General features: G+C 64.7%; 15 protein-coding genes. 12 read left to right on the top strand and 3 right to left on the bottom strand.

All coding sequences use genetic code 11. From position 1 onward, the window contains the following. Positions 1–32: 32 nt before the first annotated feature. The 10 genes from cheY to VM621_RS03755 all read left to right on the top strand — a co-directional run bounded on the left by cheY (position 33) and on the right by VM621_RS03755 (position 8,842). Positions 33–434 carry a chemotaxis response regulator CheY gene (cheY, locus tag VM621_RS03710; RefSeq protein WP_325467645.1) on the top strand — a complete coding sequence of 134 codons (402 nt, stop codon included), beginning with the start codon at positions 33–35 and terminating at the stop codon, positions 432–434. 10 nt (positions 435–444) lie between these two features. Beyond that, positions 445–1,089, top strand: coding sequence for a protein phosphatase CheZ (locus VM621_RS03715; protein WP_325467646.1), 645 nt, complete (start codon positions 445–447; stop codon positions 1,087–1,089). 7 nt (positions 1,090–1,096) lie between these two features. Next, complete coding sequence (locus VM621_RS03720; protein ID WP_325467647.1) at positions 1,097–3,283, top strand: chemotaxis protein CheA; 2,187 nt, start codon at positions 1,097–1,099, stop codon at positions 3,281–3,283. Position 3,284: 1 nt separating this feature from the next. After that, positions 3,285–4,025 carry a flagellar motor protein gene (locus tag VM621_RS03725; protein WP_046968443.1) on the top strand — a complete coding sequence of 247 codons (741 nt, stop codon included), beginning with the start codon at positions 3,285–3,287 and terminating at the stop codon, positions 4,023–4,025. Further along, positions 4,022–4,969 (top strand): flagellar motor protein MotD, encoded by a 948-nt coding sequence (gene motD / locus VM621_RS03730; RefSeq protein WP_325467648.1) that lies wholly within the window; start codon positions 4,022–4,024, stop codon positions 4,967–4,969. Before VM621_RS03725 ends, motD begins: the two co-directional genes overlap by 4 nt. Continuing rightward, the gene (locus VM621_RS03735; protein ID WP_325467649.1) at positions 4,969–5,757 is read left to right on the top strand and encodes a ParA family protein; all 789 of its coding nucleotides are present in this window, start codon (positions 4,969–4,971) and stop codon (positions 5,755–5,757) included. The genes motD and VM621_RS03735 overlap by 1 nt, the downstream gene beginning before the upstream one ends. After that, positions 5,754–6,326 (top strand): hypothetical protein, encoded by a 573-nt coding sequence (locus VM621_RS03740; protein WP_325467650.1) that lies wholly within the window; start codon positions 5,754–5,756, stop codon positions 6,324–6,326. The genes VM621_RS03735 and VM621_RS03740 overlap by 4 nt, the downstream gene beginning before the upstream one ends. Then, positions 6,323–6,772, top strand: coding sequence for a chemotaxis protein CheW (locus VM621_RS03745; protein WP_325467651.1), 450 nt, complete (start codon positions 6,323–6,325; stop codon positions 6,770–6,772). Before VM621_RS03740 ends, VM621_RS03745 begins: the two co-directional genes overlap by 4 nt. A gap of 145 nt (positions 6,773–6,917) precedes the next feature. Then, entirely contained in the window at positions 6,918–7,352 is a 435-nt protein-coding gene (locus VM621_RS03750; protein ID WP_325467652.1) for a DUF2802 domain-containing protein, read from the top strand. Positions 7,353–7,702: 350 nt separating this feature from the next. Beyond that, entirely contained in the window at positions 7,703–8,842 is a 1,140-nt protein-coding gene (locus tag VM621_RS03755) for a hypothetical protein (RefSeq protein WP_325467653.1), read from the top strand. Here VM621_RS03755 and VM621_RS03760 read toward each other — a convergent pair. Together VM621_RS03760 and VM621_RS03765 are read right to left on the bottom strand one after the other, a co-directional pair. Next, positions 8,791–9,510, bottom strand: a complete 720-nt coding sequence (locus VM621_RS03760; RefSeq protein WP_325467654.1) for a hypothetical protein — start codon at positions 9,508–9,510, stop codon at positions 8,791–8,793. The two genes, VM621_RS03755 and VM621_RS03760, sit on opposite strands and share 52 nt — an antisense overlap. Positions 9,511–9,519: 9 nt before the next feature. Continuing rightward, on the bottom strand, positions 9,520–9,714 hold the full coding sequence (locus tag VM621_RS03765; RefSeq protein WP_325467655.1) for a hypothetical protein: 195 nt from the start codon (positions 9,712–9,714) through the stop codon (positions 9,520–9,522). On the opposite strand from VM621_RS03765, the gene VM621_RS19560 reads away from it, so the two are divergent. Beyond that, positions 9,683–9,781, top strand: a complete 99-nt coding sequence (locus VM621_RS19560; RefSeq protein WP_414674482.1) for a DUF2802 domain-containing protein — start codon at positions 9,683–9,685, stop codon at positions 9,779–9,781. The two genes, VM621_RS03765 and VM621_RS19560, sit on opposite strands and share 32 nt — an antisense overlap. A gap of 126 nt (positions 9,782–9,907) precedes the next feature. Beyond that, positions 9,908–11,086 (top strand): M35 family metallo-endopeptidase, encoded by a 1,179-nt coding sequence (locus tag VM621_RS03770; protein WP_325467656.1) that lies wholly within the window; start codon positions 9,908–9,910, stop codon positions 11,084–11,086. Positions 11,087–11,278: 192 nt separating this feature from the next. Here the strand turns inward: VM621_RS03770 and VM621_RS03775 are convergent, their stop codons facing one another. Beyond that, positions 11,279–15,028, bottom strand: a complete 3,750-nt coding sequence (locus VM621_RS03775) for a translocation/assembly module TamB domain-containing protein (RefSeq protein ID WP_325467657.1) — start codon at positions 15,026–15,028, stop codon at positions 11,279–11,281. Positions 15,029–15,032 lie beyond the last annotated feature (4 nt).

Raw genomic sequence — 15,032 nt, forward strand, 5'->3', positions numbered from 1 at the left:
GTAAGAAACGCGCAGTCAGGCGGAGACGAGTTTTGGACAAGAACATGAAGATCCTCGTGGTGGACGATTTCTCCACCATGCGACGCATCGTCAGGAACCTCCTGGTCGAGCTGGGATTTACGAACACCCTCATCCAGGAGGCCGAAGACGGCAACGCGGCGCTCGTGATGCTGCGTGCCCAGCCCTTCGACCTGGTGGTGACCGACTGGAACATGCCCAACATGACGGGCATCGACCTGCTTCGCGCCATCCGCGCGGACGCCGGCCTGAAGTCGATGCCGGTGTTGATGGTCACCGCGGAGAACAACCGCGACCAGATCATCGCCGCCGCACAGAGCGGTGTGAACGGTTACGTGGTCAAGCCATTCACGGCGGTCACGCTGAAGGAAAAGCTCGACAAGATCTTCGAACGACTCGCCGCGGCTGCGGGCTAAGGGAATGACGATGAACACCATGCTTTCCGCCGGCCACGAGGTCGCCCCCGAACTGCGCGAGCTGCTCGACGCCGATGACAGCGTCGCCTTCGAACAGGCACTCGACCGCCTGCTGCGCAGCCGTGAACAGCACCTGTTCCTGGCCCTGGGCCACCTGGCGCGCGATCTGCACGAGTCGGTTCGCCGGCTCGCGTCCGACATTTCCAGCGACGGCGTGCCGGGCAACATGAGCGATGCGCGCAAGCACCTGCGCGACGTGCTCGAAATGAGTTCGCAGGCCGCCCACCGCACGCTGGATTTCAGCGACAAGCTGCGCCCGCAGGCGCAGGCGCTCGCCAAGCAGGCGGACGAGGTGCTGGTCATGGATCACGCCGATCCGTCCTTTGCCCCTAACGCGACGGCCCTGGCCGTGCGCGTGGGCGATTTCGCGCAGAGCTGCGATATCGGCCTGGGCGAGATGGTCGAAGCGCAGTCCTGGCAGGATCTCTCCGGCCAGCGCGTCGCGCAGGTCGAAGGGTTCATGGCGAAAGTGGAATCGTCCCTGGTCGAACTGGTGCGTCTCACCGGTTCGCTCGCCGGTGGCAGCCACGCACCCGCCGCGGACAAGGTGAGCCAGGACGAAGTGGATCGACTGCTCAGCGAATTCGGGTTCTGAGCGCCGTATGAGCGTGGAGCTGGACAACGAGCTGCTCAATGTCTTCCTGATCGAAGCACGCGAACTGCTCGAGAGCCTGGGCGAACAGCTCGTGGATCTCGAGGCCTCGCCGGGAGACGCCGAGCTGCTGAACGCGGTCTTCCGCGCATTCCATACCGTGAAGGGCGGTGCGGGCTTCCTTGGCCTCAATGCCATGGTGGAGCTGTGCCATCGCGCCGAGGACCTCCTCAACGAGGCCCGTAACGGCGCGGTGGTGTTGAACGCCGGCTTCATGGACGCGTTGCTCGAGTCGCTGGATCTTCTCAACGACATGATGCGTGCGGCCGACGCGGGCGTCCCCGCCGAGCCCGCGCCGCGTTCCGTGCTCGATCGCCTGCTAATTCCGGGTCGCGCGGGTTCCGCGCCACCGGTGGCGCTGTCGCCGGTGCCAAGCTCCGCACCCGCGGTGCCGGCGCCGTCTTCGCCGCGTGCCTACGATCCTATCGAAGACGAATTCGAAGCCATGCTGGATGCCGCGCGCAACGATCGCGCGCCGGCGTCGGCGCCGTCGGGCACGATCAACGACGACGAATTCGAGGCCCTGCTGGACTCGCTCTATGGCACCGGCGCCCCCGGCGCCGAACCCGGCGCGACCCCGGCCACCCCCGTGGGAGCCGCTTCAGCGGCGACACCGTCCGCACCTCCCGTGGGAGCCGCTTCAGCGGCGAAACCGGCCGCACCTCCTGTGGGAGCCGCTTCAGCGGCGATACCTGCTGCCGCGACGCCTGGTGACCCGAACGCCATCAGCGACGACGAATTCGAAGCCCTGCTCGATAGCCTCCACGGCACCGCCGCCCCCGGCGCGCTGGCCAACGTGCCGGCTGTCGCAGGAGCCGATTCACCGGCGAAACCCGCCGCATCGGCATCCCGCAGCCCTGTGGGAGCCGCTTCAGCGGCGATACCGGCCGCCGCGACGTCGCCATCGAAGCCTTCCGCCCCGGCGAAACCCGCCGCTTCGGCAGAAAAGCGTACCGCTTCGACCGCCGACACCACGGTCCGCGTCGACACCTTCCGTCTCGACAGTCTCGTCGACGCCGCGGGCGAGCTCGTGCTCGTTCGCAACCGCCTGACCAATCTCGCCCCGCGCGGGACCAACGACCCGATGGAACGCGCCATCGGCGAGCTCGAGCGCGTGGCCGAAGACCTGCAGAACGCCGTTCTGCGCATGCGCATGCAGCCTGTCGGCAAGCTGTTCTCACGCTTCCCGCGCATCATCCGCGACCTCGCGCGTCAACTCGGTAAAGACATCGAGCTGGTCACCGAAGGCGAAGACACCGATATCGACCGTACCGTCGTCGAGGCGCTCGCCGATCCGCTGGTGCACCTGTTGCGTAACGCGGTGGACCACGGTATCGAAATGCCGGACGTGCGCGAGCGCGCCGGCAAGCCGCGCTCCGGCACGGTGCGCCTGGCCGCCGGCCAGTTCGGCGACCGCATCGTCATCACCGTCACCGACGACGGCAAAGGCATGGATCCCGAGGTCCTGCGCCGCAAGGCCGTCGAAAAGGGCCTGATGGACGAAGAGCAGGCGGCACGTCTGGACGAGCGCGAATGCTACGAAATCGTCTTCCGTCCCGGCTTCTCCACCGCCGCCGAAGTGTCGGACATCTCCGGCCGTGGCGTCGGCATGGACGTGGTCAAGACCAAGATCGTCGAACTCGGCGGCACGCTGTCGATCGACTCGCGCGTCGGCCACGGCAGCACGGTGCGACTCTCGGTGCCGCTGACGCTGGCGATCATGCGCGTGTTGATGGTGCGCGTCGGCAGTCGCCTGCTGTCGCTGCCGCTGTCCAATGTCACCGAAGTCTTCGAACTCGTCCCGGGCCAGATCCAGGAGCTGGACGGCCGCATCGTCGCTTCGCATCGCCAGCGTGCGCTGCCGCTTGCCGATCTGGGCAACTGGGCCGGGGCGGCGGGGAAGGGTGGTCACGTCGTGGTCGTGCAGATCGGTCACCAGACGCTCGGCTGCCTGGTCGACGAGGTGCTCGGCCGCGAAGACGTCATGGCCAAGCCGCTGGGTCCGTTCCTCAAGGATGTTCCCGGCGTCGCCGGTGCGACGATCACCGGCGACGGCCGCATTTCGCTGGTGCTCGACCTGGCCGGCCTTGCCGACGATGCCGGCCAGGTGCTGCCTTCACTAAGGATGGCTGTCTGACATGGATATCGTGAGCGTCGTCGGAACGATCCTGGCCTTCGTGGTCATCATCGTGGGTACCATCCTCAAGGGCTCGAGTCTCGATGCCCTGTGGAACCCGGCCGCGTTCGTCATCGTCTTCCTCGGCACGCTCGCGGCGCTTCTCGTGCAGACCCCCGGCCCGGTGCTCAAGCGCGCCTGGACCATGCTGCCGTGGGTGTACCGCCCGCCGGATATCGAGTCGGAAAACCTCGTCAGCCGCATCGTCGGCTGGAGCGAGATTTCCCGCCGTACCGGCCTGCTCGGTCTCGAGCCGGCGATCGAGCGCGAATCCGATCCCTTCATCCGCAAGGGGCTGCAGCTACTCGTGGACGGCACCGAGCCGGACGCCATGCGCTCGGTGCTCGAAGTGGAGGTGTACGCCCGCGAGCACACCGACATCGAAGCTGCCAAGGTCTTTGAGAACGCCGGCGCCTATTCGCCGACGATGGGCATCATCGGTGCCGTCATGGGCCTGATGTCGGTCATGCAGAACCTGGCCGATCCAAGCAAGCTCGGCCACGGTATCGCCGCGGCCTTCGTCGCGACGATCTACGGCATCGGGCTCGCCAACCTGCTCGCATTGCCCATGGCGTCACGCCTGAAGGGCCTCGCTCGCCTGCGCTCGCAGATGCGCGAAATCCTTGTCGAAGGCCTGGTCTCGATCGCCCAGGGCGACAACCCGCGACACATCGAAAGCAAGCTGCAAGGGTTCCTGTCGTGAAGCGCCGCCACCACGAAGAACACATCAACCACGAGCGTTGGGCGATCCCCTATGGGGATCTGATCACGTTGCTGCTGGCGTTGTTCGTGGTGATGTATGCCGTGTCGGCGGTGAACGAAACCAAGTTCCGCGTCATGGCGCAGTCGATCAACGAGGCCTTCAACGGCACCGGCAAGGTCATCGAACCGATTCGCGAGGCCACGCCCGCTGCGCAGGTGCCGCTGCCGAACCAGTCGCGCGCGCCGGTTGCCGCACCGATCGCCAAGATCGACGTGCCGATCCCGCCGCGCAACCTCCCACTGCCGGGCCACGAGGGCGCCGCGCCCACGCGCCAGGAATCGGCGAGCGTCAACACCGCCACCGCGGCGAACACCACGGTCGGCAAGACCGAGGACGCGAGCCTCAGCCAGATTTCCGACGAAGTGCAGCGCGCGATGAAGCCGCTGATCGACAAGAACCTGGTCAGCGTGCGTCAGACCAAGGACTGGCTGGAAATCGAAGTCCGCACCGATATCCTCTTTCCCGTCGGCGTCGCCAAGCTGCAGGGCACCGCCGAAGACGTGCTGCGCAAGCTCGCCGGCATTCTCGGCCCGTTCCCGAACGCCATGCGCATCGAGGGCTACACCGACAACACGCCGATCGCGACCGCCACCTTTCCGTCGAACTGGGAACTGTCCGCCGCGCGCGCCGCCACCGTCGCCCGGTTGCTGACGGTCGGTGGCGTCGATCCGCATCGCGTCGGCATCGTCGGTTGGGGCGAATTTCGTCCGACGGCCGACAACGGCTCCGACGAAGGCCGTAACCGCAACCGCCGCGTACTCATCGTGGTGATGAGCGACAAGGCCGAGCCGGCGCGCTTCTACAGCGACGCCGATCGCCTCCCCGGTGCCGGTGCCGGTGCCGGTGCGGCCACGGCCACGGCCCCTGTCGTGGGGAATCGCTGATGCGTGTCTGGGCGATCTCGAACCAGAAAGGCGGCGTCGGCAAGACCACGACGACGGTCGCGCTTGGCAGCCTGCTCGCCGCGTCCGGCAAGCGCACGCTGCTGATCGACATGGACCCGCATGCGTCGTTGTCCGGCTATATCGGCGTGGAAGGCGGTGCGCACGGCAGCGTCTACGACCTGTTCGGCATCGGCGGCAATCCGCTGCCGCCAGGCACCCTCGTGCACGCGACGCAGTGGGATCACCTGAGCGTGCTGCCTGCATCGGCGGCGATGATCACGCTGGACCGCCAGTTGGGCACGCGGCCCGGCATGGGACTGATTCTTTCCCACGCGCTCGCCGAGCTCGCCTGCGATTTCGACCACGTGCTGCTCGATTGCCCGCCGACGCTCGGCGTGCTCATGGTGAACGCGCTGGCGGCGAGCGATCGTCTCCTCGTGCCGACGCAGACCGAAGCGCTCGCGCTGGCCGGGCTGGAGCGCATGCTGCGCAGCCTGTCCATGATTGAGCGTTCGCGGGGCCGACCCTTGCCACGCACCATCGTGCCGACCATGTTCGACTCGCGCACGCACGCGTCGCGCGCTTGCCTGGAACAGCTGCGCGAGACGTATGGCGAGGACGTGAGCCAGGCGGTGATTCCCACCGATACCCAGATTCGCGAGGCCAGTGCGGCGGGCGTACCGCTCGCCTCGTGGCCGGCCGCCCGCCGTGGCGGCCTGGCCTACCGACAGTTGCTCGATGAGCTGCTGGCCGCGTCGGCGGCGCCCGTGACGGATGCGGCGGCGTGATGCGCGCCCTCCAGGACGCCGAGCAGATCGTTGCCGACTACCTGGCGGAGCTGTTGATGCCCGCCTTGCCGGCGGCGGCACCGGACGCCGCGGTCAAGGTCGTCTCGATCGACCCCTGGCGCACGGTGCCGACGCCGGAGTCGCCGGCACCTGTCGACGTCCGCTACCTGCTGTGCCTCGCCGCGGGGGTGCGCCTCGCGGTACCGATGGCCGATATCACCCATATGCTGCCGATGCCGCCGCTGACGCCGCCGAACACGACAAATCCGATCTGCCTCGGTCGCTGGCGTCATCCCAGCGGCGAAGCGCGTGTCGCCGACCTCGCCGCGATCCTCTCGCCGGACATGGCCGGCGCGCAATCGTCCACGCTGGTCCTGCTCGGCGACCGCGCCTGGGCACTGGCCTGCGTCGTGGACGACGAGCCGGTGGAGATCGAGATGACGGCCATCCAGTGGCGCCCGGGCGCAACCACGCGCCCCTGGCTCGCCGGCATGTCCCAAGAACCCAAGTGCGGCGTGGTCGGTACCACGGCGCTGATCGAATGGCTGGAAAAGGAGCTGGGCCCGTGACCGATACCTTTCGCGACGGGCGTGGCGCCTGGCTCGGATTCTCCCTCAAGGGACAGCGCTACGCGGTGTCGCTCGCCAGCGTGCGCGAGGTGATTCGCTGCGGCGACATCACGCCCGTGCCGGGCGCGCCCGAGGACGTGCTCGGCATCGTCAACCTGCGTGGCCAGATCGTGCCCGTGCTCGACGGCCGTCGCCGCTTCGGCCTCGATGGGCGCCTCGACGCGGCCGATGAAGATGCCCAGCGCGTCATCGTCTTCGACGATGCCGGGAGCATCGTCGGCATGCGCATCGACGTCATCGGCGACATGCTCGAGTTCAACCCCGCCGATGTCGCTCCGCCACCGCCCGGCCGTGCCACGCGCCGCGATGACCCTGTCAGCGGCGTCATCACCCGCGACGATGGCTTCATCGCCTTAGTCGACATCCCCCGCCTCTGCAGGGCGTGATGCAAGGCTGGTCTCCTGCAAGAGCCCAGCTCCCTGTGGGAGCCGGCTATGCCGGCGATGGCTCTCGCCACACCCCGCAAAACATCGCGCTTCTGCCAAATCGCCCTTTGCGCTACCGTGTCCCCGCACCCAAGGGAACCCACGCATGAGCCCCGTCATCGGATACGTCCTGATCGCACTGGCCGTCCTTAACCTGGTCGGCTTGCTGTTGCTCTTTCGCCGCGTCGGCCTGACACCGTCGGCGGTGCCGGTCGAGACGCCCGTCGCTTCGGCAAAAGGCGCTGCGGCGGCTTACGAAGACATTCGTGACATCCGCGACGAGCCTACGCCAGCTGTGCCTCCGGATGCACTCGCCGCCATGCTCCGTCGCCTCGAGAACCGTCTCGGCGATATCGAAGACCAGGTGCGTCGCAATCCTGCCATGACCGTTGCGGGTGAGCCGGGTGCGGCTACCGATCGGGCGCTTGCGCTTGCGCAGCGTCTTGCGCGTCAAGGTGCCTCGGCGAAGGATATTTCTGAGACCTGTGGTATTTCGTTGACGGAAGCTGAGTTGTTGCAGAGGTTGCACGCGCCGCGTTGATCCATTGCGCGTTCTCACACCTTGCGGCGTTTGGCCGCGATCTCGGAGATCGACCGGCCGCCCGGTCGTCTGTGGCGCGTGCAACAGCGAATGCACAGACAACGAAACGACCGTAGCAAAACAATGCTGGGTTGTCTGTAAGGCTCGCATTGATTGACGGAGATTAGCGCCCCACGGAAAGAGCTCCGCGCGGGCTTTCTACCTTCGTATCAGATAAATCGGGTCCGGGTTGTGTGACCTGCGTCGCGCATGTGCGACGTCGAGCTATTTCTCAGATTTCTTCTATATGCACGGTCGGATTGCCCGTCTACGTTCGTAGTCTCATGACGATAACGAACTAAGGGGGAAGGATGCACAAGATTGCAGGTCTGCTCATCGCACTCGTGTGGGTGCCGTCGGCCGCGGCATCGATGCCGCATGTGGAGCTCGTCGTCGAGTACAGGCCGGTCATGGGCGCTCCAAATAGCGTGCGCCTCAAGGCCACGAATTTCGGTCCCGGAAACGCTTACGTGATGTCCTACCACACGGCGTTCGCGTTGCCCGAAGGGAGAACAACGGGAAAATGGCTTCAGGTGCGGGACGAATCGGGCATCGAAGTGGCTTACAAGGGTAGATGGGTCCTGACTCGCATGCCAGGACCGTCAAGCTACCGGAGCATTGCGCCTGGCGAAACGATCACATCGGACATCGATCTCGGAGCAGAGTACATATTGCCGGATGCTGGGAGTATCTCGGTCAGCTCGGCCATCGATGTCATGGACCGCGTGCCCAGGCTCGATGACATGGGCGAACCGGAGAGCGTGCCTCACGAACTTGTTCAAAGCGCGACCGTTCAATTCTCGGTGAGGCCTTCGCCGAGCCGCGCTCGGGCCGGAGTGGGCTCCGTCATACAGTGCAGCGCCGAACAAACGGCTTCCACGCAGCAGGCGGTCACCGGTGCGCAGGCCGCTTCCCACGAAGCATTGATGTTCCTGAGCTCACTCTATTATTCCGACCCCATCGATCCTGAGAACCCCGTACCGCCGCGCGTTCACATGAAGCCACATCTTCGATATCACTATTGGTTTGGCCAGTACGACGAGTGGGCCCCGCAGCCGCCCGATCCTGGCTGGGTGGACACGAACAATGCGATGGTGGACCAGGTGGTTGCTGCGACGTACGCTCGGTTGCTGGGGGGCGCACGAGCGGCTTGCGATTCCTGCCCCGGCTATGATCCGAGCTCGCGGGCGTGGAACGAGGGCGATCTTATTCACCTTTGTCCGGTCAACTTTCTCGACCCGGTGAACGGCGGCGTTACCTCTCAGGTTGGAACCATCGCGCATGAGGTTTCTCATCGCCCGGATAGCTACGCGATTCCGACACAGGACTTTCCTAATGTTAAGAATCGCGCAACGGCGCATGCGCTCGATCGGACAAGCGCAGTGCGCAGTGGAGCTAACTATGAATACTTCATCATGAATGTTCCGCTTGGGCGGGACGCGTTGGAGTGAGCGCCGCGTTGGGGTTGGCGTTGGCGGACTGATGTTGGCTGGTTTTCGCCGCTGAAGCGGCTCCCACAAGGAGCCGACTTGGTTAGCCTTACCTGCGACAGTGGCTTGCCCGTGACGAGGTAGAAGAGGTCACCGGGCTGTTCCATGACCGGGTTGGAGAACACCGTGGGGATCGGGCGTTGTGCGGTACCGGAGACGTAGAGGCCCACGGTCTGGCCGTCGGCGATGGCGGCATTGGGATTGAGCACACGCGTTGCGCGGACGAGGTGAACCTTCTGCCCGAGGTCGACACGGATATCCGCCGAGATCGGCGAGGCCTTGGTCGCACCGGCGCCGGGCAAGCGTTCGACATTGACGTCGGCGAGGTCGATGTTGCGCTCGCCGGTGACATTCATGCCCTTGGCGTCCTGCACGATCTGGATGTCGGGCGAGACGATGGCATTGGCAGCGGGAATATCGACGGCAGTGAATTTCGAGCCGTGGATGGCGAGGCGTAGTTGCGCGCAGGCGCCCACTGCGGCTGTGCCCTCGATGCCTGGCGTGCCGTCGCCGGAGGCGATCGTGCCGTCCCCGGCGTAGTTCTTCGCATCGGCCGTGGTCATGTTGATGCGGCCGTCCCTCGACACGTCGCCATCCAGCGTGCCGCCCTTGTTGAGCGAAGCGCGCATGGTGACGCGCTAGTTGTACGGCGAGAGCTGCGCGTTCGCGACGAGATTGTCGTAGACCAGCAGCGGATTTTCGCTGCGATCGGTGCAAGCGATCGAACCATGTGCGCTCGTGATGTTGGCCTGGCCCGACAAAGCGCCTGCGGCCGTGCGATGGATGCTGTCGTCGCCTTCGATGGTGCGGCAAGGTGCTTCGGCGAAGGACATTTCCGAGACGTGTGGGATTTCGTTGACGGAAGCTGAGTTGTTGCAGCGGTTGCACGCGCCGCGTTGATCCGATGTGACGTACGTCACGTTCGGGATCGCTGCGGAGATATTTCAGAATCCTTCCATATGACGTAAGAGTCGCCTGACATAGCGTGAGTAAGCCAACAGGCTCCCTACGTCAGGAAACGTCAGCATGAGAGTTATCTACAGAACCGCGTTCACGGCGGCTATCTGGTTTTTCGTCACAGCGGCTTATGCCGGCAATGAGGTGTCTCTGTCTCTGGCCCACGATGGCCGAGATGCTTCCGCGGCGAATTCAGTCGCCTTGACTCTCTCCAACGGCACAGAGCACGATATTTTTATTTACGGATACAACAGCGTCTTCGCCCAGCCCGATGGCCGGACGACCAGCAATTGGCTCAGTGTCACCGATGCGTTCGGCCACGAGGTCGCGTACAAGGGGCGCTATGTCGTCATGGGCGCGCCGCCGCCGTCCCTGTTCATCCGCATTCGGTCGGGAGAACACCTCGATGTCAAGGTCGACTTATCCCGGGAGTACGACCTTCCTCCGGCGGGATCGGTCACTGTAAAAACGAGCGTAGCGATATACGAGCGTATTCCGGCGATCTTGCCGAATGGGGAATCCGAGAGCATTGCTCACGAGTCAGTCGAAAGTAACACCGCTACATTTGTCGTGGCGCGTGCTGGCGCGCGTATCGCAGCGACTACTTCAACCATTCAATGCACAGCGGAGCAGCAAGACGCCACGAGCCGTGCCATTGCGGGTGCGAAATCGATTTCGGAGGCGGCTATGAATTTCCTGGGATCGCTGTACTACGTTGACCCGATCGATCCCGAGAATCCCTCGCCGCCACGAGTGCACATGAAGCCTCACCGCCGCTATTTGAACTGGTTCGGCAGTTGGGACGAAGGTGCGCCCCAAGCCCCCGAGCCAGGTTATGAAGCTACCGACAACACTCGCGTTGACGAGACCATCGTCGCCACATACGTCCGCCTCCAATCAGGTGCGATGACCGCTTGCGATCAATGCAAGGGATATCATCCGGCCGCCCGCGCTTGGGCAGAGGGCAAGCTCATCCATCTGTGCCCGGTGAACTTCACCGATCCCATCACCGGTGGGATCACCTCGCAGGCCGGAACCATCGCGCACGAGATTTCACATCAGGGCGACAGCATGGCAAAGGCCGCGGTGGATATCGACGGGGTCCGCGATCGGGCAAGCGCACACGCATTGCCCCGCTCGTCCGCCGTCCGTAGTGCAGCCAACTATGAGTATTTCATCACAAACGCGCCTCTTGGTCGGAGCTCAGCGGCAGCGAGCGGCACTCAACAGCCGCAAGCTGGTCACTGATCACCCAGGCAATGAAGCGTCCGTAATAAAAAACAATGCTGAGTTGTCTGTAGGGCTCGGGTCGATTGACGGAGATCGACGCTTCGGAAAGGAAAAAGGCCCTCGCGGGCCTTTTCCTTGAATCAGATAAATCGGGGACTGAGGCGAGGTGGTTTTCGCCGCTGAAGCGGCTCCCACAAGGAGCCGCCTTGGTTAACGCTCCAGGCGGTAGTTCAGGCTGGCTCGGCTGAAATCCGTGGCGTTTTGTGCTTCGAAGTTCCACTTCTTGCTGAAGAGGTATCGAAGTGTGATCACCTGGCCGGGATCGAACAGGCCCACGCCGTAGCTCAGGTACAACCGTGGAGACAGGTACTTGCCGACGGTGAATGCCGAGGTGCCACCAAGTGCATCGTTGTTCGATACACCAATGTCATCGACACCGATCTTCGAGCCGACGCTCTTCGCCAGCAGATCGCCCGCCGCCGAACCCAGTGCCTGTGCTGCCGCGCCCACCATGTTCCCCTCGCCACCGCTTACCTGCGACAGCGGCTTGCCGGTGACGAGATAGGAGAGGGCGTCGGACTGTTCCATGACTGGATTCGAGAACACGGTGAGGATCGGCCGCTGCGCGGTACCGGAGACGTAGAGGCCCACGGTCTGGCCATCGGCGATGGTGGCATTGGGATTGAGCACACGCGTCGCGCGGATGTTGAGTCGAGGATTGTCGATGGGTGTGGTGGCGAACAGCAGCTGGCCCTGCTGGATTTTCAGATCCTGCCCATACGCCTTATACGTACCGTCGACACCGATCTGGCCCTGGCCCGTCGTCGCGCGGCCCGGACGTTCGCGCACGTCGAGCTGGCCAGTGATGCGGCCATCGATGCCGAATCCAACGAGGTGGACTTTCTGCCCGAGGTCGACGCGGATATCCGCCGAGATCGGCGATGCTTCAGCGGCGGCTTCCTGCTGTTTGTCGTCGACCACGACGACATCGGGCGAGGCTTTGGTCGCGCCGGCACCGGGCAGGCGCTCGACGTTGATGTCGGCGAGGTCGATGTTGAGCTTGCCGGTGACATTCATGCCCTTGGTGTCCTGGACGATCTGGATGTCCGGCGAGACGATGGCTTTGGCGGCGGGTATGTCCACGGCGGTGAACTTCGAGCCCTGGATGCCGAGGCGCATCTGCGCGCCGGCACCGAGCGCGGCCGTGCCCTTGATGCCGAGCGTTCCGTCGCCGGAGCCGATCGTGCCGTCGACGGCGTAGTTCTTCGCATCCGTCGTGGTGACGCTGATTCGGCCGTCCTTGAGCTTCAGTCCTGCGCTCGGGACTTCGGCGGCGAACCCGGCGACAAGAGCCTGCCCGGTGATGGCCGGCGCAGCGAGGGTGCCGCCGAGGTTGAAGTTGGCTTCGAGGCCGCCCTTCACGTCGGCGACTTCGCTGGTGAACAGCTCGATGACACCAAGGTCGGTGAGATGCAGCGCGACGGTGCCGCCGAGCGCCTGTTGCGCGCCGCTAATCGACACGTTGCCATCCAGCGTGCCGCCCTTGTTTAGCGAGGCGCGCACGGTAACGCGCTGGTTGTCCGGCGAGAGCTGCGCATTGGCGACGAGGTTGTCGTACACCAGCAGCGGGTTCTCGCTGCGATCCGTGTAGGCGATCGAACCGTGCGCGCTCGTGATGTTGGCCTGTCCCGACAAGGCACCGGCTGCCGTGCGACGGACGCTGCCATCACCTTCGATGATGCCATCGGCACGCATCGGGCTGTTCGACTGCTCGGCCGCCGTCATGATCAGTGCAAGCGGAACCTTGCGCAGGCGATAGCTGCCGTCGAGGTTGCCACCCTTGTCCTGCTTCGCGGCCACGCACAGCAGCGGCTCGCCCGCGGTGAGGCAGAGATCGCTCATGCTCGCCGCGCCGTCCTTCCACGCAAGCTGGCTGCTGTTCTGCAGGCGCCAGCGCGGCAGCCCCTGATAGTCGATGTTGAGCGTGGACAGCGTACCGCTCCACGCGCCATCGCGCAGCGAGCCGGAAAGCTGGAGATCGGCGGCGAGCGGACGACCGGTCGCGTCGATGCTCAGCTGATGCTTCTCCTGCGTACCATTCGCGTTGACGGCGAGCCTGTCGAACACCAACCCACCCGACGCCACATGCGTGCCGACGACATCGACCTTGCCACCGGGTTTACTGATATCGGGAACATCGGCGTCGACGGTGAGCATGTCGACCTTCTGCCCCGCATAGACGATGGCGCTGCCGCGCACGTTCGCCTTCACCGCCAGCTTCGGCATGTTGCCCTTCGCGGAGACATCGCCCTGGATCCGCCCACCGGCATCAGGCAGCCAGTCTCCGAGCGATGTGATCGCCAGCTTCAGGTTCGCGTCGTTGGCGGCATCGCCTTTGGCGTCGAGGTGGACCGTGCTTCCGCCGGAGGCGAGATCGAGCGTGCCATTGACCACTTCGTTCGGCTTCAGCGTGAGCTTGCCGAAACCACGCAGCTGTCGCTGGCGTAGCGTGCCATCGAGCTTACGCAGATCGAGCGTCCCGAGTGGGCCGTCCTTCTCCATCTGTCCTTCGGTGGAAAGATCGAGGTTGAGGGCGCCGGGCCATTCGGCGAGAAGCTGGCTGGGATCGAAGCGCTCGCCCTTGAGATCGACCTTCCAGGCAAGCCGGGGCTGCAGGGTAAGCGTGCCGCTGGCGGCGAGGCTGCCGTTCGGCTGCTTCAACTGCACGTTATGCAGGGTAATGAGGTCCGGCTTGCCGTCCACGTCGAGCGTGAACTTGCCGACGTGACCGGGCGGCCCGATATCGACATCGCCCGCGGCGTGGTATGCCTCCGCGCTGCCTTTGAAGGTCAGCTGGCCGACGCTGGCGAGGTCCTGGCCGGCGACGTTTGCAGGGACGAGCACGTCTTTCCAGCCAAGTGCAAGGTCCGCCGAGACGGGCTGCGCGGCGATCTCCACCGTGCCGCGCGCGGTAAGCGAGCCTTTGACTTGCGGCGAGCTGACGGTGAGCTCATCGAGGTTAAGTCGTTTGTAGTCGTGATCGAACGCGGCCTTCACCGGCGTCAGCCGCACGACGTAGTCATTGAGATCGAGATTGCCCGTGAGATCCGCGTGGTATCGGTCACCCGATCCCTGCAGGGCAACGCCGAGCGACTGCAGGCTACTGTCGCCGATCAGCGGCTTGGGGTCGAAGCGTGGCGCGTCGATCTTCGCCGTCCAGGCGAAGTCGCCGCTTTGCACGAGGTCGGCGTCCACCTGCGCAACGAAGGGCAGGGTGAGCTTGATGATGGTGTGTGCTTTCGCACCGTCGCTGTGTGCCTCAAGCTCGCCGGCATAGTGGATGTCGCCAAGCTTCCAGCGGAAGCTTGCCTTGCCGTCACCCTTGTAGCCCTTGCCGACGGCGAGCGTGCCGCCGAGATCGGCCTGACCGTCGGGTGCTCGCAGCGCGAGGGTTTGCAAGGCGATGCCTTTCGATGTCCACGAGCCGACGAGGTCGAGCGAGTTGGATTCGAAGAGCGGCTGGCCGGCCTGCGTCACCTTCACGTGACCGATCTTGACCTTGTCGAGCACGATGTCGAGCGGTGGGTCGAGCGAGAACGGCTCGGACGCGGCGTCCGGTTCAGGCTGGCTGGCCGGCAGCGCAACGTCGATGCCGTCCGCTGTCAGGTCATAGACATGCGCGCGCTTGCGCAGCAACGAGCCGAACGAGAAATCGACATGCGCTCTGGCGACACGGATATCGATGCCCTTGCCATCGCGATAACGTACACCGGCGAGATTCAGCGGGCCGGAAAGCTGGCCTTCGGCATGTTCAACCGTGAGCGCGTTATCCGTAAACCCTTGCGCACGAGCGAGCGCAAAACGGAGCCCGGACGCACTGCCGACCAGCCACCACACGCTGAGCACGACGATCAGAAGCAGCACGCCTAGCGCCACACCCGTGCGGAACAGCCATTTCATGCCG

The organism is Luteibacter sp. (genome assembly GCF_035539195.1).
Lineage (GTDB): Bacteria > Pseudomonadota > Gammaproteobacteria > Xanthomonadales > Rhodanobacteraceae > Luteibacter.